This is a genomic window from Halapricum desulfuricans (assembly GCF_017094525.1).
In the GTDB taxonomy this organism is placed as follows: Archaea; Halobacteriota; Halobacteria; order Halobacteriales; family Haloarculaceae; genus Halapricum; species Halapricum desulfuricans.
Genome location: NZ_CP064788.1, coordinates 2,355,614 through 2,378,319, shown reverse-complemented (window position 1 = coordinate 2,378,319; position 22,706 = coordinate 2,355,614). Strand labels below are relative to the sequence as shown.

Sequence of the window (22,706 nt, the reverse complement as noted above, 5' to 3'; positions counted from 1 at the left end):
CTAGCGTTCCTGCCGCAGCCGATCGACGACGAAGGCGCGATCGAGTTTCGCCAGGAACGGCCCGAGTTTGGGGCCTTCCTCGAGGTCGAAAAACAGCCGGTAGCCGGCGGCGAACAGGTCCGCGACCGCGACGCCGTGGCGGTCGGCGGCCTCGTAGATCTCGGCCTGAACCTCCTCGCCGTTCCCGCCTTCCTCGACGACGTCGGCCACGTCCTCGAGAGCGGACGTCGTCGCCGCGTCGAACTCGACGGACGGGATCGACTCGCGTTTGAGCTCGTAGTTGAACTCGTTGTCCGTCCGGCGGGCCCACTCTCGGGCGCGTTCGACGCGCGCGAGCGCGTTCTCGACCGCCCACTCGGGGGCGTCCTCGGGAATATGTCCCTCCCGGCGGGCGATCTCCTCGCGGAGGTCGGCGTCGTCTGTCATCCCGAGCACGGCGGCGAACGTATACGGGATCCGTATCCGTTCGGGCTGGACTTCTCCGACGAGCATCGGATACGCGCGCGCTGCGAGTTCACCCTCCTGTGTCGCAAGCTCGCCGGCGCGGTCGTCCCCCGTCTCGATCTCCCCGAAGTAGAGCCGTTCGAAGCGGTCGAACTCGTCGACCAGCTGATCGAGGTCCTCGATCGAGAAGTCCCGCGCCGTCGTCGGGTCTTTGAGGAAGAAATACCGGAGCACCTCCGGTTCGAGCAACTCCAGGACCTCCTCGACGGTGACGATGTTGCCCGACGACGAGGAGAGCGCCTCGCCGTCGAGGGTGAACCACTCGTAGACCATCGGCACCGGTGGCTCGATATCGAAGACGTTTCGAGCGATGTCGACGCCCGACGGCCAGGACCCTTCGGCGTGGTCCTTGCCGAACGGCTCGAAGTCGACGCCGAGGACGTCCCACTGGGCGGGCCATTCGAAGCGCCAGGGGAGTTTGCCCTCCCGAAGCGAGGCCGTCCCCTCGTGGCCACAGCCCTCGATCGTCTCCTCGCCGGCCTCGACGTCCGCACAGACGTACTCGATCTCGCCGGCCTCGAGGTCGACGTCCGTGATCTCTTCCGTGAGGTGGCCACATTCCGAACACTGGGCCTGGAAGGGGACGTAGTCCTCGTCGACCTTCGCCTGATACTGGCCGAGGACCTCGCGCGCGCGGTCCTGGTTCGCGAGCACGTGTTCGATTGCGTCGTCGAACTCGCCCGACTCGTAGCGGTCCGTGTTCGAGACGAACTCGATCGGGACGTCCAGCCGTTCGGCGTCCTGCCGGAGGATCTCCGTGAAGTGCGCGCCGTACGAGTCACAGCAGCCGAACGGATCGGGGATGTCGGTGTAGGGCTTGCCGAGGTTCCGCCCGAGCGCGCCGGCGTCGACCTCGCCCAGGCCGACGACGTTGCCGTCCAGATCCGCGAGTCGTCGCGGGAGTTTGCGCAACCGGTCCCGGTCGTCGCTGGTGAACACCTGCCGGACCTCGTGACCGCGCTCGCGCAGGACTGCCGCGACGAAGTACCCGCGCATGATCTCGTTGACGTGACCCAGATGCGGCACGCCCGAGGGGGAGACCCCGCCCTTGATGACGATCGGCTCGTCGGGGTCGCGCGCCTCGATGGCGTCGGCGACGGCGTCGGCCCAGAAGGCACGGTCGCTGGACCGGCCGACCTCGTAGGGGTCGAGTTCAGTCATGGTTCGGCCCGATGCGAGTCCCCTCGTAGTCGTCTTCGAGCACGGCCCGTTCGACGGCCCGGGGGTCGGTCCCGTCCAGGACGATCGCTTCGATCCCCGATCGATCCAGAACTTTCGCGGCCAGCAGGTCGATCGGGGCGTTCGACCCGGCCGAGCCGAGCGACTCGCCGCGGGCGACCAGTTTGACGAGTTCGCTCGCCGTCATCTCCTCGTAGCGCTCGGCGTCGGGATCCTCGTTGGGGTCGGCGTCGAAGACGCCGGGGACCGACGTCGCGAACACGAGCCGGTCGGCGTCGACGTATTCGGCCAGCGCCGCCGAGACGGCGTCGGTCGTCTGCGCCGGGACGACCCCGCCCATCACGACAACGCGGTCCCGATGGAGCGACTCGGCCGCCTCCTCGTAGTCGGTCGGCACTGTCGGCGATGCCAGGTCCTCGTCCAGCGCCGCCAGCAGGAGACGGGCGTTCAGCCGCGTCGTGTCGATCCCGAGCTGGTCGAGCTCACCCTCGTTGGCACCCAGTGACCGGGCCGCGCCGATGTACTCCCGTGCGGTCGGGCCGCCGCCGACGACGACGCCGAGGTCGTGGCCCGCTGCCGCCAGCGATCCGATGACGTCGGCGTACGCCTCGACTCGCCCGGCGTCCAGATCCGGTACGAGCACGCTCCCGCCGATAGAGACGACTGTTTTCATCGAATCGGCGTAACCGCGATGCGCTCTTAAGCATTGTCAAGAAGTCTTCGGACGTGTCCGCTTCCCGCGCGATGCGATAGCACGGGAGTTCCGGGCGACGACCTGATACTGCCGGCTGTAACAAACTGAAGGAATTCGCCACCCCCCGGGGGCGAATATCTTTACGAACTTACAGCCGGCAGTATGATACTGGTGGCTATACGTTCGTAACGATATCTGGCACGACGGCGTGCCAGATCAGTTCGAAATGGTATAGCCACCAGTATGACTGTCGCGGTCCCCAAAGAGGTATTGCCACGTGACGTGATAGGTTACCCATGTCTACAGCGAGCACAACAGCTACCGGAACCGCCGACGCGACCTCCGCACGAGACACTCGACTCCGCCTGTGGAACAGCGTCATGGCAGTGCTGCACTTTCTGCAGGGGGTGGCGATGGTCGTTCTGGCCGACGAGGTGCTGTGGCCGATCACGCGAACGAGATACGGCTTCAACGCCGAGACCGAGACGATCTTTCCGACGACGGTGTCGTTTATCGACGCGAACCTGCCCCTGCTCGTGGCGGGCTTTCTGTTCATCTCCGCGCTGGCACACACCGCGATTGCCACGGTGCTGTACGAGCGATATATCGCGTACCTCGATCGGGGGATGAACCCTTACCGCTGGTACGAATACGCCGTCAGCGCCTCGCTGATGATCGTCGTCATCGGCATGCTGGCCGGCGTCTGGGACCTCGGAACGCTCGTCGCGCTGTTCGGACTCGTCGCGGTGATGAACCTCGCCGGACTCCTGATGGAACAGCGCAACGAGTCGACCGCCGAGACCGACTGGACGCCGTACTGGGTCGGCGTCCTCGCCGGCATCGTGCCCTGGATCGTCATCGGGATCACCTTTATCGGGACAGTGACGGCCAGCGGAGGCGAGTTCCCCGAGTTCGTCATCTACATCTACGTCTCGATTTTCGTCTTCTTCAACCTCTTCGCGCTGAATATGGCCCTGCAGTACCTCGAGGTCTCCCGGTGGAAGAACTACCTCTTCGGCGAGAAGACGTACGTGCTGTTGAGCCTCGTCGCCAAGTCCGTGCTCGCGTGGCAGGTCTATTTCGGCACGCTGAACTCCCCGATCTGATACTGCCGGCTGTAACAAACTAACGTAATTCGCCATCCGGGGTGGCGAATATCTTTACGAACTTACAGCCGGCAGTATGATTCGCCAGCCCGGTGTGGCGACTCCCACGTTTGACCTGTGGTATACGCCCTTTCGGGACGACCGCTACTGTCAAACCCCCGGCTCCCCTCTGGTAGGACATGCACGTACTGGGTGTCGTCGGCTACTCCGATACCGGGAAGACGACGCTGCTCGAGGAACTGGCAGAGCGTCTGGCCGAGCGCGGGCGCGTGGCGACGGTCAAACACCTCCACGAGTTCGATATCGATGTCGAGGGCAAGGATACGGCCCGCCACCGCGCGGCCGGGGCCGACCGGACGTACGGGATCATCGATGACGGCGAGTGGTTCGCCACGGGATCGGATCGGACGCTTCAGGGGACGCTCGAAGACCTCGCGCCGGAATTCGACTACGCGCTCGTCGAGGGGTTCAGTCGGGTCCCGATCCCGCAGGTCGTCGTCGGTGACCGAGATCACGCCGGCGAGGCGCTGGCGACTGCACCGGACGCCGACGCGATCGATGTCGACGAGGTCATCGAGGCGCTGGACGCGACGGAGCCGTTCGAGACGCTCGGATCGCTCGTCCGGCGCGTCAAAGACGACCCCGCGGCCGAACGCGCCGGAGCGATCGCGACGTTCACCGGTCAGGTCCGAGCGAAAGACGCACCCGGCGACGATCGAACCGAACACCTGACCTTCGAGAAGTACGAGGGCGTCGCCGAGCAGCGACTCGCGGATATCGAGCGTGCGCTCGAATCACGGGACGGCGTGCTGTCGGTCGAACTCCACCACCGGACCGGAACGATCGAAGCGGGCGAGGACATCGTCTTCGTCGTCGTGCTCGCGGGCCACCGCACGGAGGCGTTCGAGGCCGTCTCGGACGGGATCGACCGGCTCAAGGAAGACGTCCCGATATTCAAAAAAGAGATCACCGTCGAGGACTCCTTCTGGGTGCACGAGCGGTGACCCCGTCGGACGCGTCGTCACGGGACGCACCTGTCCCACGATTCGTGATACCGACGTTTCTGACCCGAATACTGCATAGATATATTCGAAGTTATGATATGGGAGAGGTTCTCTGAATGGCTGTTTTAAAATGTCTTGACGGTTCTGTGGCGGTTTTAAAACGTTCTTCGATTCGCGGATCAGTCTAAAATCGATCGAACTCCCCCAAAGCTTCCTGCGTTTATATTGACCCTCGGGCAATAGGGGTGAGTGAGGCGATTCACATGAGTGCGACGACACAGCCCTCCCCTGACAGTGCCGAGCCGGAGTCGACAGCGTCCAAAGAGGAGCGTCTCCGCTCGTATCTCCGCGAGAAGGTCGCCGAGAACGGCGAGCTCTACTTCAAAAGCAAGTTCATCGCCGACGAGGTCGGCCTCTCCCCGAAGGAGATCGGTGCGCTGATGGTCAAGCTCACGGAGTCGGCGAGCGACCTCGAGGTCGAGAAGTGGTCCTACACGAGCGCGACAACCTGGCGGATCGAACCCGTGTGACTGCAACGGAAGCCTGACGAGTGGCGTTCTCAAAACCGTCCCCGTTCACTCTTGTTCGGGTGTTGACCGTTTCGAACCGTCGATATTTTATGAGACAGGGCCTTGCAGATAGACAGGCATGTCGACGGTGTCGCCAGCCGATGCCCCGTCGGTGGAGGATCTCGCTCCCGTGTTCGAGGTGTCCGAGGTTCGCCGCGAGGGCGATCGGGTGGTGTACGTGGGCCGCCCGCGCGCGTCGCCGTCGACCGTCGAATCGGAGCTTGCGCCGCTGTTCTACGAGCGGGGGTTCGATCTGCAACTGGCCGCTCGCTCCGGGAACCGGGCTCCGAGACACGTCCTGGTCGCGACCAGACGCTCGATCGGGATCGACGGGATCCCCTGGAAGAACATCGCGCTCGCGTTCGCGACGGTGCTGACGACGCTGTACGCGGGGACGGTCTGGTATCACATCGACGTGACTGCCGATCCGCTGAACCTGCTGCGAGCGTGGCCGTTCTCGCTCGCGATTCTCACTATTCTCGGCGTCCACGAGTTCGGCCATTACGTTACCAGCCGGATCCACCGGGTCGACGCCAGTCTGCCGTATTTCATCCCGATCCCGCCGCCGTTCGGGACCGCCGGAGCGATCATCCGGATGCGCGGGCGGATTCCCAGCCGGAAGGCACTGCTCGACATCGGCGCGTCCGGACCGCTCGCGGGGATCGTTGCGACTGTCGTCGTGACGGTGATCGGGCTCTCGCTCGATCCGATCGCTGTCCCCCGGTCGGTCGCGACCAGTGACGCCGCCCGCATCGAGTTCGCCGAACCGCTGCTGTTGCGCGGGCTCGCGTGGCTGACCGGCCAGCCGCTGTCGTACGCCGATCCGACGAAACAGCTCCATCCGCTGGTGTTCGCCGGCTGGCTCGGGATGCTGGTGACTTTCCTCAATCTCCTGCCGGTCGGACAGCTCGACGGCGGGCACGTCCTGCGAGCGCTGGCCGGGCCGCGTCAGGAGACCGTCGCCGCCGCGATCCCGGCGGTGCTGTTCGGGTTCGCCGGCGTTCTGCTGTTGTTCGGTGACGTCTCCGTCGAGGTCGGCATCTGGTTCGTCTGGGGCGTGTTCACCACTGCGCTGGCGTTTTTCGGCCCGGCGACGCCGATGCGGGAGACGCCTCTCGACCGCAAGCGTCAGGCTATCGGTCTGCTCACGTTTCTGGTCGGCGCGCTCTGTTTCATGCCGGTCCCGTTCCGGATCATCGTCTAGACGTGGGGCCGTCGAGCGCCGTTCTGACCGACAGTTTCGGCCGCTGCACCGTCCCCGATGGGTCTCGCCTCGGCTCACCCTTCGTGCGTGTATCCGCGGTCCGGCATCGGCTCACCGTCGAGCGTGACGCCGTCTTCGACGACCGTCCCGATCCGGGTCAGCGGCGTCGGCGAGGCCGCTTTCGCCGCCGGATAGCGCTTCTCGGGGATCGTACAGACGAGCTCGAAGTCCTCGCCGAAGAACGCGCCGAGTTCGAGTCGCTCGTCCGGACCGGCGACCGAGTCGACGGCGTCGTCGATCGGCAGTGGCGTCTCGACGGCCATCCCGCAGTCGCTGGCCTCGGCGAGCTGGTGAAGCGAGCGGGCCAGTCCGTCGCTGGAGTCCATCATCGCGCTGGCGTGGGACGCGAGCGCGCGTCCCGCCTCGATCCGCGGCTCGAACCGGAAGAGGCCGTTCGCCCGCTCGGTCTCGCCGCGTTCGAACAGTTCGAGCGCCGCCCCGCTGCGGCCGAGCGTCCCCGTGACACAGATCGCGTCGCCTGGCCGGGCTCCGGACCGCAGGACCGGGTCGTCGGTCCGGCCGACAGCGGTCGTCGCGACGGTGAACTCCTCGTGGTGGTCGAGGTCGCCGCCGACGTACTCGGTTCCGACCGCCTCGCAGACGTCGCGAGCGCCGTCGACGAACGCCAGAACCCTGTCGTCGAATTCGGGCGCGCCGTAGACCGCGACCGCGGCGGCCGGATCGGCACCCATCGCGGCCACGTCTGACAGCGACGCGCCGACGGCCCGCCAGCCGGCCGCGTATCGGGTCGTCCCGTCGGGGAAGTCGGTCGCCTCGTGGAGCATGTCGATCGTCACGACGAGCCCGTCGATCACGGCCGCGTCGTCGCCCGCCCGGGGAAGACGATCGGCGAGCAGTCCCAGCATCGTCCGCTCGTCCATATGACCGGATGGAGCCCTGACAACAAAAGCACCGGCGATCGGGTTCTCGATTCGGAGGGTTAAAGCCGTCGTCGGGCATGCATCCGGTAGCATGAACGGCGACCGGACGGTGACGGTGTTGCTGTTTCTCGTCGCGCTGGCGGTCCTCGGAGCGCTCGTCTGGGTCGCCGGCGTCGAGGAGACGCTGACCGCGCTCGGACGCGCGCGCTTGCCGCTCGTCGCGGTCGTCGTCGCGCTCACGGTCGTGTGGCTCGTCTCCTGGGGACTGTCGTTGTACGTCGTGCTGGGCGCGCTCGGCGCGCCGGTGTCGGCACCGAAGGCCGTGCTCGTGTTCACGGCGGCGATGTTCTCGAACAACATCACGCCGTTCGGACAGGCCGGCGGGGAGCCGGTCAGCGCGCTGCTCATCTCCGAGGCGGCCGACAGCGAGTACGAGACTGGGCTCGCGGCGATCGCCAGCGTCGACACGCTACATTTCGTGCCGTCGATCGGGATGGCGCTTCTCGGAGTGGCGCTGTTCGGGATGGACGCGGTAACGGCCTCCCGGGACCTGGCGATCTCTATCGCGATCCTGGTCGGGCTGTTCGTCCTCGTCGTCGGTACCGCCGTCCTGATCTATCACTACCACCACCGGATCGAGCAGGCGCTCGCGACTGTGGTCACGCCGATCGCTCGCGCCCTCTCGCGGGTGGTTCCCGGCCGCACACCCCCTGGAATGCGAGCCGTCGAGAACCGGATCGGGAGCTTCTTCGAGTCGATCGACCGGGTCGGGGCCGACCGACGGGCGCTCGCTCTCGCGGGCGGGTTCTCGACGATCGGCTGGTTCACGCTCGGCGTGACGCTCTGGACCGCGGTGATCGCCGTCGAGGCCTCGATTCCGCTGGCTGCCGCGCTGGTCGCCGTCCCGATCGGCCTGATCGCCGGAGCGACACCGCTTCCCGGCGGATCCGGTGCGATCGAGACGGCGATCGCCGCGATCCTCGTGTCGCTCACGCCGGTGTCGAACGGCGGTGCCGTCGCTGCCGTCCTCGTCTATCGGCTCGCGACCTACTGGCTCCCGACGGTCGTCGGCGGTCTCGTCGCGACCGGACTCGGGGCCCGAACCGTTCGAAGTCGCTAGACCGTCGATGGCGAGCGCTGCAGCCGGTTGGCCACGGCCGCGAGCGCGCCGCCGAGGCCGCTGAAGACCATCGGATAGGCGATACCCGCAAGAATCAGGGCGGCGAGAAAGTCCGGCCCGGCGCTCGCACCCGCGGCTGTGACTTCGATCGCGACCGCAGCGACGGCCGACGCGAGCGCGTAGCCGGGAAGCGCCGTCAGGCCGGACAGCGCACCGCTGGAGACGTCGGTCGCCCCGTCCGCTCTCGCGAGCAGCAGGCCCGTGACCGACAGCGTCACGACGGGGACCAGATACAGCAGGACGGAGAACCCGCCCTCGCCGCCGACGTACGACGCCGTCCGGCTGCCCAGGACCGGTAGCCCCTCGAAGACGGTCTCGACGAAGTGAGCGTTGAAGAACACCCAGCCGACCAGCTCTGCGGTCGCCGGTTCACCGTCGAGCACCTCGATCAGGCGGTTGAGATCCGACCCACTGACGTCCGGAGCGACGACCAGGTACGTGACGAGATAGCCGGCGATCCAGGCGAGGACGCCCGTGACGGACCCCAGCAGGATCGAACGGCGGGACGGCTGGGCCGTCGAAACCGACGATCGAGCCGTCATCTACGTCCCTCCCTTGGAGACCTTCTCGGCGAACACGTCCGCGGCCGGATCGAGCGACGCGTACAGCCGGACGGCGATCACCAGCAGCGGCCCCAGCGCCGCCAGCAGGAACGCCGTGTCGTAGACCCACAGGAGGCCGCCGAACAGGCCGGCGACCAGCGGGGCGAGTCCCCAGTGGGCGATCAGCACGGCGGCGAGGACGGACAGCCAGTAGCCGATCGACGCCGCGTTCCGTGACAGCTCGCCCCGACCTGTCGGCGCGACCAGCGTCGCCAGTCCCGAGGCCGTATAGACGAGCGTGCCCGCGACGACCAGCGCGGCGACCGCGCGGACGAGCGCCCCGATCGAGACGTCGGTGCCCGGCAAGAGCCGGTCGACGCCCGGGAGCAGCGTCACGAGCCCCAGCACGAACGCAGTCCCGGTGGCACCGAACAGCAGCTTGCCGATCGAGCGTGTGGTTTCGCGACTCGGTTCGAATCGATCGCTCTCGAACGTGGGAATCATGCGTGTGCCCGGGTGATCGGGCCCCGCGGACAAGTACGGACGTGGTAGTCAACCCGGATTAACCCAATCTAGGAACGCTTCGTCGGTGGGTTTTACGGTCTCGGGGACCGAGCCACCGAGTATGGACGACCAGCTTTCGGCGCTCGAAACGGCGTTCGAAGACGGCGGCTACGCGGTACTGGAGGTCACACGAAACCGCGACCAGGTCCGGACCGTTCTTGAGGAGGACCGGGCCGACGCGGAACAGGTGCGCGCGATCGCAGCCGACGCCTTCGCAGACGACGACCTTCTCGGCGTGAACGTGACCACCGAATCGATCGAAGGACAGGACGGGATGAACACCGTTGTCACCTGTCGCGTCCGCTAGGTGGGCGGAAGCGCGTTCGTCGAAAACAGCGAACGACCGACTCGATCAGCGGTCCGTCTAGTCTTCGAGACCGAGGTCCTCGAGGGAGTGGGTGTGGTGCCACGTGCCGACGATGGCGTCAGTCTCGAAGGTCAGCACACCGTCGGTCAGCTGGATCCGGACGGTCTCGTCTTCGATCTCCGTGTCGTGGAGATGCAGTTCGAGCGGCTCCTCGAACTCCGAGACCGCGATCATCAGTTCGCCGTTCTGTTCGAGCTTCTCGCGCAGATCGTCTGCTTCGATTCCCATTGCATCTGTACCGTTGAACGGAACACACTAAAATCTTTTTCTTCTACGAAAATAGTATTTTGGTTAGGCTAAAATAGAGTTGGTGAACGCGGACCCGAGAATCCCGTATCCGTATCGTATATCAAGCATACTCGCGGGAGGGGCGGCATTCGTCTCGGCCGTGTACGGGGTTCGTCCTGTTGGGGATGTGGGCGCGTTCTGAACAACTGGGAGCGCAAGAAAGGGCTATTTTATCGCCACTGGTATCTACTGTGGTGGCAGATCCGTTCAGAGACGCTCGGGCTGTCTCACCATCAACCATGACTATCCAGAACCACTCCGAGGCGCGCACGATCAAAGCGGTTCTCGAGATCCGTCCGAGCGAGTGGTGTCCACTCACGACGACCGGCGAGGACGTGATCGACGCGCAGATGCTACTCGCCAACGACGTCTGCCACTGCGAGTTCATGGTCGATACGACCGGTGCCGACGGCGATATCACCATCGAACACTCCAGTCAGGCTCACGACGACCCCTGCAGCTGTCACGTGTTTGCGGAATTCGACTGCGTGCCCACGATCGTCGGTGTCGAACCGGACGGCATCGTGGTCAGCGTCTATCTACCCGGTCACGACGTCATCTGGGACCTCGTTTCTGCCCTCAAAGAGATCTCCGAGCGGGTCGTCCTCCGGAAGATCATCGAGGAGCAGGGCACCAGCGCCGAGCGGGCGCGTACGATCGATATGGAGTCGATGACAGACAAACAGCGACAGGCGCTCGAACTCGCCGTCGAACACGGCTACTACGACCAGCCCAGCGAGGTCTCGCTGTCGGAGATTGCCTCGGAACTGGACATCTCCAAACAGGCGCTCTCCCAGCGCCTTGCTACCGCCGAGCGACGGGTTTTCACCCAGCTGTTTCCGGATTAGCCCGGTCCTGTCTCCGGTCCAGCACTTCTTTACCGGTGGTCATACAACTCTGTCGGAGTTCTCGATTTACTTCGGGCTACAGCTGTCTCTCCGCCGGCAGTTCCGGTCTGAGCGGTGTCGAACTCTCAACCTGGTATAAATCCTTTCTCAGTCAAGAACAATCCGGAAACGTCTCCGTCCGTTTTTTACTTCTATAATGGACTTCCCAGTAAAGAAATCGCGTGGCGAACATCGGGACGGCGCTTCCGAATACGATCAGGAGCTCGGGAAGCAGATGGGCAGCGACGCCCGGCGAGTCGCTGACGGCGAGATGAGTCAGGCCGAGTTCTACGAAAAGTACCACGAGCGGGTCCTCGAGGAGTTCGGCGAGGACAAACGCGATCCGGGACTGGAGGGCGACGCCGATGAGTAGCGAGAACCCGACTGTTTCCCGGCGAACGTTCCTCGCGGGGAGCGCGGCGGCAGCGGTCGCTGCCACAGCAGGCTGTACCGGAAAGGCGGACCGGTCGTCGGAGCCGACTCCGAGTGGCGATCGCGAGGTCGTTCACGGGAACTGCTGGATCTGTCGCGCCGAATGCGGCCAGGAGATCACCGTCGAGGACGGCCGTGCGATCAACCTCACGGGCGTCGACGGCCATCCGAAAGCCAGTGCCGGTCAGGACAGGGAGGGGACGCTCTGTTCGAAGGGGATGGCACAGCTGGAGAAGACCTACAACCCCAACAGGATCACCCGGCCACACGTCCGTAAAGACGGAGAGCTGACCGCGGTGTCCTGGGACGAGGCGATCGAATACGCCGCCGAGAAACTCGCAGCCTTCCATCAGGAGCACGGCCCGGAGCGGCTGCTTCGCTATCAGGGCTATCCGATCGCGAAACACCCCTGGCACAACCTGCTGTTCAAGAACCTCTACGGGGCACCGCTGAAAGTCGGCCGGAAGACGACCTGTCACGGTCCGTTCTCGACGTCCTGGGAGTGGATGTCAGGCTACGGCCGGGAGTGGCCTGACTGGCAGAACTCCGAATATATGATCGCCTGGGGCCGCAACGTGATGGAGTGTTTCCGCGGCCAGTACGAGCCCAAGGCCATCTTGGACGCAAAGGAGAACAACGACGCGACGCTCGTCTGCATCGACCCGCGATATACGAAGACTGCTCAGAAGGCCGATAAGTGGATCCCGATCAAGCCCCGGACCGACGGCGCGCTGGCACTGGCGATGGCCAACGTCATCATCGAGGAGGACCGCTACGACGAGGCGTTCGTCGAGAACCACACGCACGGCTTCGATGCTTACCGGGAGGCCGTCGAAGACAAGACCCCGGAGTGGGCCGCTGATATCACCGGTGTCGACGCCGACGAAATCCGCGAGATCGCACGCGGGTTCGCCAGGGCCGCGCCCAGTTCAGTGGCGCTGCCGTGGACGGGGCTGGCCTTCCAGTCGAACGGCTTCAAGAACTGTCAGAACCTCCACGCGCTGAACGGACTCGTCGGGAATATCGATCGAGAGGGCGGCACGCGACAGTGGCAGTCGGCGTCGCTCGCGGATCCGCACGAGAAATACGACCTCGATGTCCCGTCGAACCACGAGAACGCGCCCAATCCGGCCGATTACGACGACTATCCGTTCCAGAAACACGGGATTCGCAACGTCTCACACAATCTCGTCCCGAGGGCAGTCAGAGACGGCCACATCAAGGGAATGGTCTCGAACTGGTCGTCGCCGCCCAAAAGCGGCAACACCCAGGAGTGGCTCGAGGCGATCGAGGAGATGGAACTGGTCATCATCGTCGACGCGTTCTGGGACAGCGACAGCAAACGCGCCGACGTCGTCTTCCCGGGCGCCTCCCAGATCGAACAGCCGTTCCTCAAGACCGGCGGCGACAGTTCATACAGTACGAAGACGTGGGTGACCGGATCGAAGGCGGCGATCGATCCGATCGGCGACTGCAAGCCGGACTACCAGATCTACAAGCTGCTGGCCGAAGCGCTGGCGGAGGAGATGGACACGGACTGGGACAAGTACTTCCGCTGGGAGAGTGGCGAGGCGTACTGGGACGACCAGCTCGACGCCATCGACATGTCCTTCGACGAGCTCGACACCCAGAGCTTCGCGATCGTCTCGGACCTGGAGTACGAACAGTGGAAGGGCGAGGACGGCGAGAGCGACTTCGATACGGTCAACGGGAAGTTCAACTTCGACCTCGACGTGGTCGAGAAGTACGCCGAACTCGCCGAGGAGATGGGTGCGAGCACAGCACCCGAGTGGCACCCGCCGGACGACGAACACTACGGCGAGACGACCGATGACGACGACTACCCCCTGTTGTACAACGACGTGTTCGTCGAGCAGATCAACAGGGGTCACGATCAGGCGATCGGACGGTCGGTCAAAGCCTACCAGGCACGGTACGATATGGAAGACCAGGGATACGACGGGAACCTGCTCCACATCAATCCGGAGGACGCCGCCAAGCGCGGCATCCAGAGCGGCGACATGGTGCGGATCGAATCGACAGATGACGAAATCGAACTGATGGCACACGTCTACGAGGGCATACGACCCGGCCGGGTCGTGTCTCTGTCAGGGTTCGGCGACACGTCGGCCCACCCGGACGGTGCAGGTGCTAACACGATGATACTCAACCGCGAACGACACGTCGAACCGGTGACGGGAATGACCGCGCGCAACCACCCTGTCGAGGTCGAGAAGATCGGAGGTGGGAACTGATGAGCGAACAGTGGACGTTCTACTTCGAACCCGACAAGTGCATCGGTTGTCACGCCTGTTCGGTCGCGTGTGACGTCCAGAACGACCGCGTCGACGACGACAACTGGCGCAATCTCAGACACGAACCCACGGGCTCGTTCCCGGACTACGAAGAGACGGCCGTGTCGTCGGCGTGTTTCCACTGCGGTGACGCCCCATGTGAGAAAGTCTGTCCGACCGGCGCGATCACCAAACGCGAATCCGACGGGATCGTGACAGTCGATCAGGACAAGTGCATCGGCTGTCACTACTGCGGGTGGGCCTGTCCGTACGGTGCGCCGACGTACAACCCCGACAACGACGGCAAGATGTCGAAGTGTCACCTCTGTCTGGGCGAGGGCGAAGGCGACGGCCACGGCAAACCGCCGCGTGAGGAACAAGACGGCGACAACACGCCCAACTGCGTCGACAACTGCGTGACCGACGCGCTCCACGCCGGGCCGGTCTCGGAAATGATGGAACTGGCGTCCGAGGCGGCCGTCGAACGATTCGTGAACGGGAACCGTCGGGCCCTCATCGAGCCGGTCGAGCCCGACTCGGGAGGTGACTGACACATATGGCGACGGGTACCCAAGACCAGTCGTGGTTCGCTCGAAACCCGTGGTGGCGCAACGCCGTGTCGATCACCCTCGGTATCGTCGGCACGGCGGTGCTGCTGGTGATCGTCAGTCGGATCCCGCCAGTTGTCAACAGCTGGGAGCCGCTCGTCGGCGGACACCTGACGCGGGAGTACTCCTACGACCAGTTCAACACGATCTGGCTGGCAGTACGGGCGATGATGGGGCTGTACATCTCGTTCGTGTTGCTCATCATCGCGGGTCAGTTGCTCGGCCACTGGCGTCGCTACGTCGTCGAGGCGGGTGAGAACCTATGAGTGCGGCGAGAACCCGGGCGACGATCGAGCGGTTCAACAGCGTGCAAGTGTACGTCCACGCGCTACTGGCGATCAGCATCTTCGTGCTGTGGCTGACGGGCCTGCCGCTGACGTTCAACGAGCCGCTCGGCTGGCTCATCGAGGTGTTCGGGTACGCGAACGTCATCGACATCCACATCGCCGCGGGCGTCGTCCTGATCGCCACGATGCTGTACTACGGCGTGTACCTTGCGCTGGGCCTCGTGACCGGTGCCTCGACGTGGAAACACTTCATGTTCGGCGTCGACGACATCTACGAGGTCGTCGCGCAACTCAAGTGGCTGGCCGGACTGGGACCGGAACCCGAGTCCGGGAAGTATACGTTCCTCCAGAAGGCGGAGATCTGGATCATCGCCTTCGAGGTCGGCGTGATGATCGTCACCGGGCTGCTGCTGTGGATGCTGGGTATGTTACAGTCAACGTCACCGAACCTGCCAATGTTGATCATGCGCGACGTCCACGCGATCGTCGCCGTGACGATGTTGATGGGCGTCTCGTTCCATCTGTTCATGACCCACGTCAAGGAGTTCCCGATGGACGGATCGATGTTCCACGGACAGGTCGACGTCGGGCGCGCCTGCAACGAGTGGCAGCAGTGGGCCAAAGACAGTATCGGCAGCTCGACGCTTCCCTGCGACGAACGGACACACTCGACGATTCTGACTTCCGGCATGGTCTTCACGATGTTGCTGTTCTTTGTCATCTGGACCGGCGTCATCCTCCAGTACGTCTTCTCGCCGCTGCCGACCGGACCGAGTCTGACCCAGACCATCGCGCCGAACACGCTCCCGGGCGGCACGCTCGGGCTCGTGTACCTTGTCGGTCTGAACCTCGCCGCGCTGGTCTGTATCGTCAGTGTCTTCGCCATCGGGTACGGGCTGTACGTACGATTCGCCGAGCGGACGGCGGCTTGATAGCGCACTCGCTGACACTCATGACCGACAACACGATCGAAACGACGGCGCTGGCACGGCTGTATTCGCTGCTCTCGGAGTGTCTGAAGCACCCGGACGAGGCGTTCTACGAGGACATCTCGGCAGGTCGTTTCGACGCCGAACGCGAGCAGTTGCTCTCGGCGCTCGGCCTCGACACGGAGGCGGCTCCCTCAGCCGAGCAGTTGCCGGACAGTCAAGCAGCGTTCGACAACCAGTACATCGCGCTGTTCGAAGCCCTCGAGACGCCCTACGCGCCGCCGGTCGAATCGCCATACAAGGAGTGGCACGAGGGTGCTGGCAGTGACGGACTGCTCGGCGGACCGCCCGCCGACGACATGCGCCGGAAGTACGCAACGCTCAACGTCTCGCCCCCGGCCGCGTACCAGCCCGACCACCTCGCGCTGCTGCTGGAGTACGCCTCGCTGCTGGTCGAGAGCGGTGATCGAGACGCCTACGCGACGTTTGTCGACGAGCATCTGGACTGGCTACCGGCGCTGCGGCGCTGCGTCGACGGCGCTGGCGCCGACGCGCCGTTCTACCGTCGTACCGTCGCACTGGTCTGTGAGGCCGTCGCTGCCGAGCGGGATCGCCTGGGCGTGCCCGAACCCGACTCGGCGACTATCGCGACGATGCTCAACCGCGTCGAGCAAGGAACCGCAGGCATCGACGAGGAAAAATCGTTCAGAGAGTGACTGTCAGCCGGAGCTTGTCGGCCGACTCTCGTCTTCGTCACAATCAGCCTCGGCTTCGCTACGCGCTCGCTTTGCGTCCCATGCGACGATCGTTCGCGTGAGCCGTGTGAGCGCCGCGAAGACGCCCTCGGCCCGGTCCTGATCGGCGACGCTCTCGTCGAAGGCGTCAAGCCAGCCCATCGCCGCGAGCGTCTCACCTTCGAGTTCCCGGAGTTCGTCCCGCGTCGTCAGGTCGTCGGCGTCCGCTCGCGCCGCCGCGAGCGACGACAGGAACGACAGCTGGACGGCGAGGTGATCCGGGATGCCGTCGCCCCGCTCGGGCGTGAAGCCGAGTCGCTCGTAGCGGCGAGCCATCCGGGCAGCGGGATCGCCGTACAGTTCGCCCGCGCTGCCGGCCTCGTGAAAGGCCGAGTCGGACTCGAACTCGTGGCTCGGCTCGTCGGCGTGCGCGGAGGCAAAGGGCGGCACGTAGTGGGGGCCGGGCACGACAAAGAGGTTGTCGTAGCCGATCGACAGCGCCTCAGGGTCGGGGTCCTCGACGACCAGCGGGCCGACGTCCGGTTCGACCGGCAGGGCCGACGCCAACTCGCGAAAGGAGCCGTCGGCCATCGCCGCCGTCAGCCTCTCGACGTCTCCGTCAAACGCCGCCGCCAGCAGGTCGTAGACGGCGGCCCGCGCCCGGAGGAACTCGGCGTCCGATGCAGTCGCGGCCATCTCAGTCCCTCCGGCGGACTTCGACGAAGGCGTCGTACTGGGCGTTGCTCCCGCCGACGGGGTCGCTCATCCCGATGTCGCCGAGTTCGTTGTCGAGCGGCTGGAGGTGGTTGATCGCGAAGCCGGCGTCACGCGGCCCCGCGATCCCGGCGTCGTCGGTCATCGGCTGGTCGAACTCGTAGGGCGTGTGGCCGTCGTCGCCTGCTGGTTCGCGGATATCGCCGTCTACCTTCGTCTCGGTCGCACCGTTTGCGTCGCGACCCCAGCCCCACATCGCGCCGACGACGCCGGGCCGGATCCCCTCGGTGACCATCGCGGTCCCCTCGACGGTTCGACGGCCGGCGTCGATCTCGATCGCGTCGCCGTTCTCGATGTTTTGCTCCTCGGCGTCGTCGGGATTGATCCACAGCGGGTTCTCCGGGCGGGTCTCTCTGAGCCACGGGGAGTTTGTCGTCCGATGCATCCCCTGCGTTCGGGGCTTCCAGTTGATGAGATGCAGCGGGCGCTCGGGTTCGTCGTCGCTGACGACCGGCACCTGCACGCTCCCGTCGAAGTGCGTAACGTCCTCGACGCCCGGTAGCCCGTCGAATCGCTCGCCGGTGTAGGCGTCTTTGCCCTTGGGCGGGACCTCGCTGTAGAAGTTGACCCGCGTGCCGAGCTTGTACCGCATCTTCCCGTCGACGTAGCCGTTCGACGGCTCATAGCGGTCGACGTAGTCGTAGTCGTGGCCGTGCTCGGCGAAGGCCTGCTCGTAGTTGACAACCGGCTCCTCGAAGCGGCCGCCCCGGTTGAGGACGGTGACGACCTTGCGCCACTCCTCGTCGGTGACCGCCCGCTGCCACTGCTCGAGGTCGAACCGCTCGCCCAGCCCCTTGCGGTGAGACTCTTCGAAGATCGACAGTTCCGCCTCGTCGGCGTCAGGGACCGGCCCCTCGCCGAGATCGTCGAGCGTCGCGTCGCCCGGCAGCGAGGCGCCCTCGACGTCCGCGTCGGCCGCGGGGTGGTCCTTGCTCGCGTACGCGAGGTTCGCGGCCAGTTTCACGTAGAAGTCCTCGGCTCTGTCCAGTCGGGCGGTCTCGCCGTCGGTGTTCCCCTCGGCATCGGGAATTGCGCCCGCTCCGACGCCCGGGAAGTCCATCTCCTTCCAGACGTCGATCAGCACGTCCTCGGCGGGGCGGGCGTCCGGGACGACGCTGATCGTCGGCTGGCTGAGCTTCTCGTCGGCCAGGCGCTTGTTGGGGTAGGTGCCGAAGTTCTCCCAGCGGCCGAGATAGGTCGGCTCCGGCAGGACGTAGTCGGCGTACTTGCTGGTCTCACCGATCACCGTGTCGAACGCGACCAAAAGCGAGATCGCGTCGGTGTCGGTCATCGCCCCCGGGATCTTGTCGCCCCCGGAGGCCGCCATGACGTGGTTCTCCGAGTACGGCCGGATAAAGAGCGCCTCGATGTCGTAGGGATAGCCTTTCCGGCGCTCGCCGTCGGCCTCGTACTCGTGGGCGGCGCTGGCGTACAGCTCCTGGACCTGGTGTGGCGGCGCGACCGGGAACCACGGCCGCTCGGCCGGGTAGCCGTCGTCGCGCTCGAACAGCGACGTGTCCTCGTAGTTGGTCCCGGCCCGCAGGATCGGCAGCCCCCAGGGGGATTTCCCTTCGGGAACGGTGCCCAGCTGGTAACGGCCGCTCATGGTGTCGTAGCCGGCGTACGGCGTGATCTGGCCGCCCTGCCAGTCGTAGTTGCCGATCAGGTGCTGCAGGGTGGCGATCGCGCGGGTGTTCTGGAAGCCGTTGCTGTGTTTGGCCGGGCCCCGGTAGGCCATGATCGCCGCGCGCTTGCCGTGGCTGGTGAACTCGTCGGCCAGTTCGGCGATCGTGTCTTCGCTGACGCCGGCCATCTCGGCATATTTCTCGAGGGTATGCTCGAAGACGCGCTCGCGGTACAGCGACCAGGCGCTGCGGTAGCGATCGCCGTCGATCCTGATGTCGACGTCGAGTGCGCCGCGGTCGACCTCGCTCGCGGGCCGGACCTCGGCGGTCTCGGCGTCGACGACGACGTAGCCCTCGCCGTCGAGGCCGAGATCGCCCGCCCGGGCCTTCGGCTGGGCGTCTTCCTCGACGGCCACGAGATGCGTCGCGTCGCTCCAGGTGGGTTCGTCGTCGGCCTCGGCAGCCCCGCTGTCGGGATTGCGGAGGTACGCCAGATCGTGGCGGTCGTGTTCGATGATCCAGCGGGCCATGCCCAGCGCCAGCGCCGCGTCCGAGCCCGGATCGACGGGCACCCACTGCTCGGCCTTCTCGGCGGTCTTTGACATCCGCGGGTCGATCACGTCCATCCGCATGCCGTCCTGGATGGCGTTGGTGAGTTTGGGCGCGAGCCAGGTCGGCCCCTTGTTGGCGACCATCGGGTTGGTCCCCCAGACGATGAGGTACTCCGTGTTCTCGATGTCGGGGTACTGGCGTTTCTTGCCCGCGCCGTACGATCGGACGTTGCCCAGGACGCTGGAGAACCCGCAGGTCCCGGCGTGGTGGTGGCTGTTGACCGAGCCCAGCCCCTGCTTCCAGAGCCGGGTCCGGATGAAGTTCCGGCGGAACCCGCCCACGTCGACGATCTGGTTGGCCTTCGGGCCGAGGTCGGGATGGTCCGTGTCGATCAGGGCGTCCTCGTATCTCTCGTCGAAGGTCGCCTTGTCCATCTCGCCGTTCCGGACGGCCTCCCAGTCGTCCATGACCTCGTCTTCCGGGGCGTATCCGTACATCTCCCGGAGGCCGTCGTGGCTGACGTGCTCGCCGTCGACGCCCTCGACGATCTCCTCGATGGCCTGCTCCCAGGAGATGGTCTGCCACTCCTCGCTGCCGCGTTCGCCGACGCGTTTCATCGGCTTGCGCACGCGGTAGGCGTCGAAGGCGGTCTGGATGCCGGCCTGGCCTTTCAGGCACATCCGGCCGCCCGACAGCGACCAGCGGTCGCCGTCCACGTCGCCGGTCCCCTCGAGGTCGCCCGTCGCAACGTCTTCGGGGTCGCTGCTGTAGGGAACCTGCGAGAACGGCTGCGTGTTGAGAAACGAGTAGGGGTTGCCCGCCAGTTTGCGGATCAGTGAGGTGTATCCCCCGTTCCCGCTATCGTCGGCCAGCCGGACCTTGATCGGGCAGAACGTGTTGCACTGCCCGCAGGTCGTATAGAGGACGTCGCTGGCCTCGTAGTCGCCGTAGTCGGTGCCGACGTAGTGCTGGGGGTCGTCTTCCCACAGCGAGGCCAGATCGAGCCCGCTCATCGTGGCGCTCGTCGACAGCGAGACCGCGCCTATTCCGCCGACGGCGGCGACGAACTCGCGTCTGGAGACCGATCGGTCGTCTGTCGTGTTCGATGCGTCGTCAGTGGTGTCGTCAGTGCTCATTGGTCATCACCGAGGGGTTCGAGGGGAAGCAGTTCGACGCCGAGCGTGTACAGCGCAAGCCCGACCGCGACGATTCCGAGACTGCTCGTCCACTCGACGAGCGTCGGGAAGTACTCGCCCGCCGGCAGCCCCCCCATCACGGGGACGATCAGCGGCGGGACGACGATGTTGAACCGGACGCCGACGATGCCGACGACGACGCTGAGCGCCGCCAGCGCCATCAGTGCGGGCGTTCGACGCCAGGATCGCTTCGAGAGGAGCGCGAGCGGGACGACCCAGCCGAGTCCGGCCATCACGAGCCAGAACGACCAGGCCATCTCGCCGGTCAACACCAGCAGCCAGGTCTCGACGTCGTGGGGGTGGAGGCTGTTGAGCGCGATCAGCATGTCGATCAAAAAGAAGGCCAGATCGACGAGCACGAACGCGGCCGTCAGCTTCGCGAGCCGATCCAGCAGCGACCGATCGAGGTCCCCGCCGAGAACCTTGCCTCGGAGCACGTACAGCGCCATCACCAGCGCCGCCCCGCTGACGATCGCGGAGACGACGAAGATGATCGGGAACAGGCCACTGTTCCAGTAGGGGCGGGCCTTCGCGACCGCGAACAGCACGCCCGTCCCGCCGTGGACCAGGAAGATCGCCAGCGGGATCCCGAGGATACCGACGCGTTTGAGCCACGTCTCGTCGCGCTCGCGTGCGTGCTCGCCGGTGTCGGTCCGTCCCAGCGTCAGGACGCGATACAGCGTCCCGCGCCAGCCGCTGACCCTCGTTGCCAGCCGGGCCAGATCGACTCGCATCGCGAAGTACAGCTCGGTCACCAGCACCGCGATGTAGGCCACGTAGGCGTGGACCTCCCACGCCAGCGGCGACGTGACCTGTCGCCAGATGAACGGGTAGTACATCCGGTCCATCCGCCCGAGGTCGATCCAGACGAAGAGTAGGGCGACGGCCATACTGATCGCCGCCGCGAACAGCGCGTCGCGGTCGACCTTTTCCATGCCCGCCATCCCGAAAACGTTCGAGAGCGTGCTCACCAGGAACGCGCCGGCCGAGAGGCCGACGAAGTAGATGTAGAAGGCGACCCACGCGCCCCACGGGGTCGTACTCGTCAGGTTCGTGCTCGCCATCCCCTGCGTGATCCGGAGATAGACGGCGTACGCGCCCACGAGTAACAGGATCGCGAGCAGTCCGTACCAGCCGTACCGTATCCGGTCGCTCTCGAAGCCGAAGTCGGTGTCGAACTCCAGGCGACCGGTGTCTGTTTCTGCTGCCATGGTTACTTGAGGTAGTAGACGTTGGGGTCGGTGCCGCCCTCTTCTTTCAGTTGGAAGGCCCGATCGGAGTCGGCCAGCTGTGCGACCTCGCTCTCGGGATCGTCGAGATTACCGGCGTTGCGTGCGTCGCCGATGCAGGTCTCGACGCAGGCCGGTTCCTCGCCGCGGTTCAGCCGGTGGTGACAGAAGGAACACTTCCGGACGTTGCCGACCGGTTCGACCCGTCCGTCCTCGTCGCGGTCGATCCCGTACTCGGGGCTGTCGATCTCGTCGGCCTCCATCACCTCGTCGTCGTACGATTCCCCGAAGTCGAAGTACCGCGCGCCGTACGGGCAGGCGATCATGCAGTACCGACAGCCGATACAGCGCTCGTAGTCGATGTTGACCACGCCGTTGTCCATCTTGTAGGTCGCGCTGACCGGACAGACCTGCACGCACGGGGGATTGGTACACTGCATGCACGGTCTGGGGACGTTCGTCCGGGAGACGTTGGGGTACTCCCCGTGTTCCTCCTCCATGACGACGTTGTAGCTGACTCCCGGTGGCGTGCGGTTCTCGGCCTTGCAGGCGACCGTACAGGAGTCACAGCCGACGCACTTCTGGAGGTCGATCACCATCCCGTAGGTCGGGTCGTCCGAACCGGCGTCCGTTTCGGGTTCCGCCGCCGATGCCGCGGCGGCTTCCGACCCGTCGAGGTCCGCGGCGACCGAGTCCATCGAGCCGACCGAACACGACAGCGCCTCGGCGGCCGCTTCGTCGATGGTCTGATCGTCGCTGTCGACCGCGGGGTTGGGCGTGGCCTCGTATGCCTCACCGAACTCCGCGCGGGCGGCCTCGTCGTATTTCGCCCAGAACCGCTCGCTCGAGAGTTCGCCCCGGCCGACGCGTTTGGCGTCCTCGGCCATCGCCAGCCCGAGGTCGGTGCTGTGGTCGGTTTCGGCGAGGACCGACTCGGGGTCCTCGCGTTCGGTCTCGACCATCCGATCTACGTCCATCGCGTCTACGTCCGGTACGCCCGGCGTGTTAGACTGGCTC

The 22,706-nt window shown here is 65.4% G+C and carries 23 protein-coding genes; 13 read left to right on the top strand and 10 right to left on the bottom strand.

What is annotated here, in order from left to right; all coding sequences use genetic code 11:
- Both lysS and pyrH read right to left on the bottom strand, forming a co-directional pair.
- Nucleotides 1-1,665 (bottom strand): lysine--tRNA ligase, encoded by a 1,665-nt coding sequence (gene lysS / locus HSR122_RS12220; RefSeq protein ID WP_229110082.1) that lies wholly within the window; start codon nt 1,663-1,665, stop codon nt 1-3.
- Complete coding sequence (gene pyrH, locus HSR122_RS12215; protein ID WP_229110081.1) at nt 1,658-2,356, bottom strand: UMP kinase; 699 nt, start codon at nt 2,354-2,356, stop codon at nt 1,658-1,660. Before pyrH ends, lysS begins: the two co-directional genes overlap by 8 nt.
- Nucleotides 2,357-2,673: 317 nt before the next feature.
- Here pyrH and heR point away from each other — a divergent pair, with 317 nt between their 5' ends.
- The 4 genes from heR (at nt 2,674) to HSR122_RS12195 (ending at nt 6,260) form a co-directional block, all read left to right on the top strand.
- Nucleotides 2,674-3,483 carry a heliorhodopsin HeR gene (gene heR / locus HSR122_RS12210; protein ID WP_229110080.1) on the top strand — a complete coding sequence of 270 codons (810 nt, stop codon included), beginning with the start codon at nt 2,674-2,676 and terminating at the stop codon, nt 3,481-3,483.
- 179 nt (nt 3,484-3,662) lie between these two features.
- Nucleotides 3,663-4,487, top strand: a complete 825-nt coding sequence (locus HSR122_RS12205) for a molybdopterin synthase (RefSeq protein WP_229110079.1) — start codon at nt 3,663-3,665, stop codon at nt 4,485-4,487.
- Between the two features lie 263 nt (nt 4,488-4,750).
- Nucleotides 4,751-5,017, top strand: a complete 267-nt coding sequence (locus HSR122_RS12200; protein WP_229110078.1) for a DUF7123 family protein — start codon at nt 4,751-4,753, stop codon at nt 5,015-5,017.
- Between the two features lie 118 nt (nt 5,018-5,135).
- Nucleotides 5,136-6,260, top strand: coding sequence for a site-2 protease family protein (locus HSR122_RS12195; RefSeq protein WP_229110077.1), 1,125 nt, complete (start codon nt 5,136-5,138; stop codon nt 6,258-6,260).
- A gap of 74 nt (nt 6,261-6,334) precedes the next feature.
- On the opposite strand, the gene thiL is transcribed toward HSR122_RS12195, so the two are convergent.
- Nucleotides 6,335-7,201 (bottom strand): thiamine-phosphate kinase, encoded by an 867-nt coding sequence (gene thiL / locus HSR122_RS12190; protein WP_229110076.1) that lies wholly within the window; start codon nt 7,199-7,201, stop codon nt 6,335-6,337.
- A gap of 91 nt (nt 7,202-7,292) precedes the next feature.
- Here thiL and HSR122_RS12185 point away from each other — a divergent pair, with 91 nt between their 5' ends.
- Nucleotides 7,293-8,321, top strand: a complete 1,029-nt coding sequence (locus HSR122_RS12185) for a lysylphosphatidylglycerol synthase transmembrane domain-containing protein (protein ID WP_229110075.1) — start codon at nt 7,293-7,295, stop codon at nt 8,319-8,321.
- On the opposite strand, the gene HSR122_RS12180 is transcribed toward HSR122_RS12185, so the two are convergent.
- Nucleotides 8,318-8,923 (bottom strand): hypothetical protein, encoded by a 606-nt coding sequence (locus HSR122_RS12180; protein WP_229110074.1) that lies wholly within the window; start codon nt 8,921-8,923, stop codon nt 8,318-8,320. The genes HSR122_RS12185 and HSR122_RS12180 overlap by 4 nt on opposite strands.
- The gene (locus HSR122_RS12175) at nt 8,924-9,427 is read right to left on the bottom strand and encodes a hypothetical protein (RefSeq protein WP_229110073.1); all 504 of its coding nucleotides are present in this window, start codon (nt 9,425-9,427) and stop codon (nt 8,924-8,926) included.
- A 121-nt stretch (nt 9,428-9,548) separates the two neighbouring features.
- Here HSR122_RS12175 and HSR122_RS12170 point away from each other — a divergent pair, with 121 nt between their 5' ends.
- Nucleotides 9,549-9,794 (top strand): hypothetical protein, encoded by a 246-nt coding sequence (locus HSR122_RS12170; RefSeq protein WP_229110072.1) that lies wholly within the window; start codon nt 9,549-9,551, stop codon nt 9,792-9,794.
- Between the two features lie 57 nt (nt 9,795-9,851).
- Here the strand turns inward: HSR122_RS12170 and HSR122_RS12165 are convergent, their stop codons facing one another.
- Nucleotides 9,852-10,076, bottom strand: a complete 225-nt coding sequence (locus HSR122_RS12165; RefSeq protein ID WP_394355569.1) for a hypothetical protein — start codon at nt 10,074-10,076, stop codon at nt 9,852-9,854.
- Between the two features lie 305 nt (nt 10,077-10,381).
- On the opposite strand from HSR122_RS12165, the gene HSR122_RS12160 reads away from it, so the two are divergent.
- The 7 genes from HSR122_RS12160 (at nt 10,382) to HSR122_RS12125 (ending at nt 16,295) form a co-directional block, all read left to right on the top strand.
- The gene (locus HSR122_RS12160) at nt 10,382-10,990 is read left to right on the top strand and encodes a helix-turn-helix domain-containing protein (protein WP_229110070.1); all 609 of its coding nucleotides are present in this window, start codon (nt 10,382-10,384) and stop codon (nt 10,988-10,990) included.
- A gap of 196 nt (nt 10,991-11,186) precedes the next feature.
- Nucleotides 11,187-11,402: a 4Fe-4S ferredoxin N-terminal domain-containing protein gene (locus tag HSR122_RS12155; RefSeq protein ID WP_229110069.1), complete on the top strand. Its 216-nt coding sequence runs from the start codon at nt 11,187-11,189 to the stop codon at nt 11,400-11,402.
- Nucleotides 11,395-13,716, top strand: a complete 2,322-nt coding sequence (locus HSR122_RS12150) for a molybdopterin-containing oxidoreductase family protein (protein ID WP_229110068.1) — start codon at nt 11,395-11,397, stop codon at nt 13,714-13,716. The genes HSR122_RS12155 and HSR122_RS12150 overlap by 8 nt, the downstream gene beginning before the upstream one ends.
- Nucleotides 13,716-14,306 (top strand): 4Fe-4S dicluster domain-containing protein, encoded by a 591-nt coding sequence (locus HSR122_RS12140; protein ID WP_267491205.1) that lies wholly within the window; start codon nt 13,716-13,718, stop codon nt 14,304-14,306. The genes HSR122_RS12150 and HSR122_RS12140 overlap by 1 nt, the downstream gene beginning before the upstream one ends.
- Before the next feature lie 5 nt (nt 14,307-14,311).
- Nucleotides 14,312-14,629, top strand: a complete 318-nt coding sequence (locus tag HSR122_RS12135; protein WP_229110067.1) for a hypothetical protein — start codon at nt 14,312-14,314, stop codon at nt 14,627-14,629.
- On the top strand, nt 14,626-15,582 hold the full coding sequence (locus HSR122_RS12130) for a cytochrome b/b6 domain-containing protein (RefSeq protein ID WP_229110066.1): 957 nt from the start codon (nt 14,626-14,628) through the stop codon (nt 15,580-15,582). The genes HSR122_RS12135 and HSR122_RS12130 overlap by 4 nt, the downstream gene beginning before the upstream one ends.
- 20 nt (nt 15,583-15,602) lie before the next feature.
- Nucleotides 15,603-16,295 carry a TorD/DmsD family molecular chaperone gene (locus HSR122_RS12125; protein ID WP_229110065.1) on the top strand — a complete coding sequence of 231 codons (693 nt, stop codon included), beginning with the start codon at nt 15,603-15,605 and terminating at the stop codon, nt 16,293-16,295.
- Between the two features lie 3 nt (nt 16,296-16,298).
- Here the strand turns inward: HSR122_RS12125 and HSR122_RS12120 are convergent, their stop codons facing one another.
- Genes HSR122_RS12120 through HSR122_RS12105 form a run of 4 tightly spaced genes read right to left on the bottom strand, consistent with a single transcriptional unit; the run spans nt 16,299 to nt 22,666 of the window.
- Nucleotides 16,299-17,009, bottom strand: a complete 711-nt coding sequence (locus HSR122_RS12120; protein ID WP_229110064.1) for a TorD/DmsD family molecular chaperone — start codon at nt 17,007-17,009, stop codon at nt 16,299-16,301.
- A gap of 1 nt (nt 17,010) precedes the next feature.
- Nucleotides 17,011-20,400, bottom strand: a complete 3,390-nt coding sequence (locus tag HSR122_RS12115; protein ID WP_229110063.1) for a molybdopterin-dependent oxidoreductase — start codon at nt 20,398-20,400, stop codon at nt 17,011-17,013.
- The gene (gene nrfD / locus HSR122_RS12110; protein WP_229110062.1) at nt 20,397-21,671 is read right to left on the bottom strand and encodes an NrfD/PsrC family molybdoenzyme membrane anchor subunit; all 1,275 of its coding nucleotides are present in this window, start codon (nt 21,669-21,671) and stop codon (nt 20,397-20,399) included. The genes HSR122_RS12115 and nrfD overlap by 4 nt, the downstream gene beginning before the upstream one ends.
- A gap of 2 nt (nt 21,672-21,673) precedes the next feature.
- Nucleotides 21,674-22,666, bottom strand: coding sequence for a 4Fe-4S dicluster domain-containing protein (locus tag HSR122_RS12105; protein WP_394355568.1), 993 nt, complete (start codon nt 22,664-22,666; stop codon nt 21,674-21,676).
- Between the last annotated feature and the right edge of the window lie 40 nt (nt 22,667-22,706).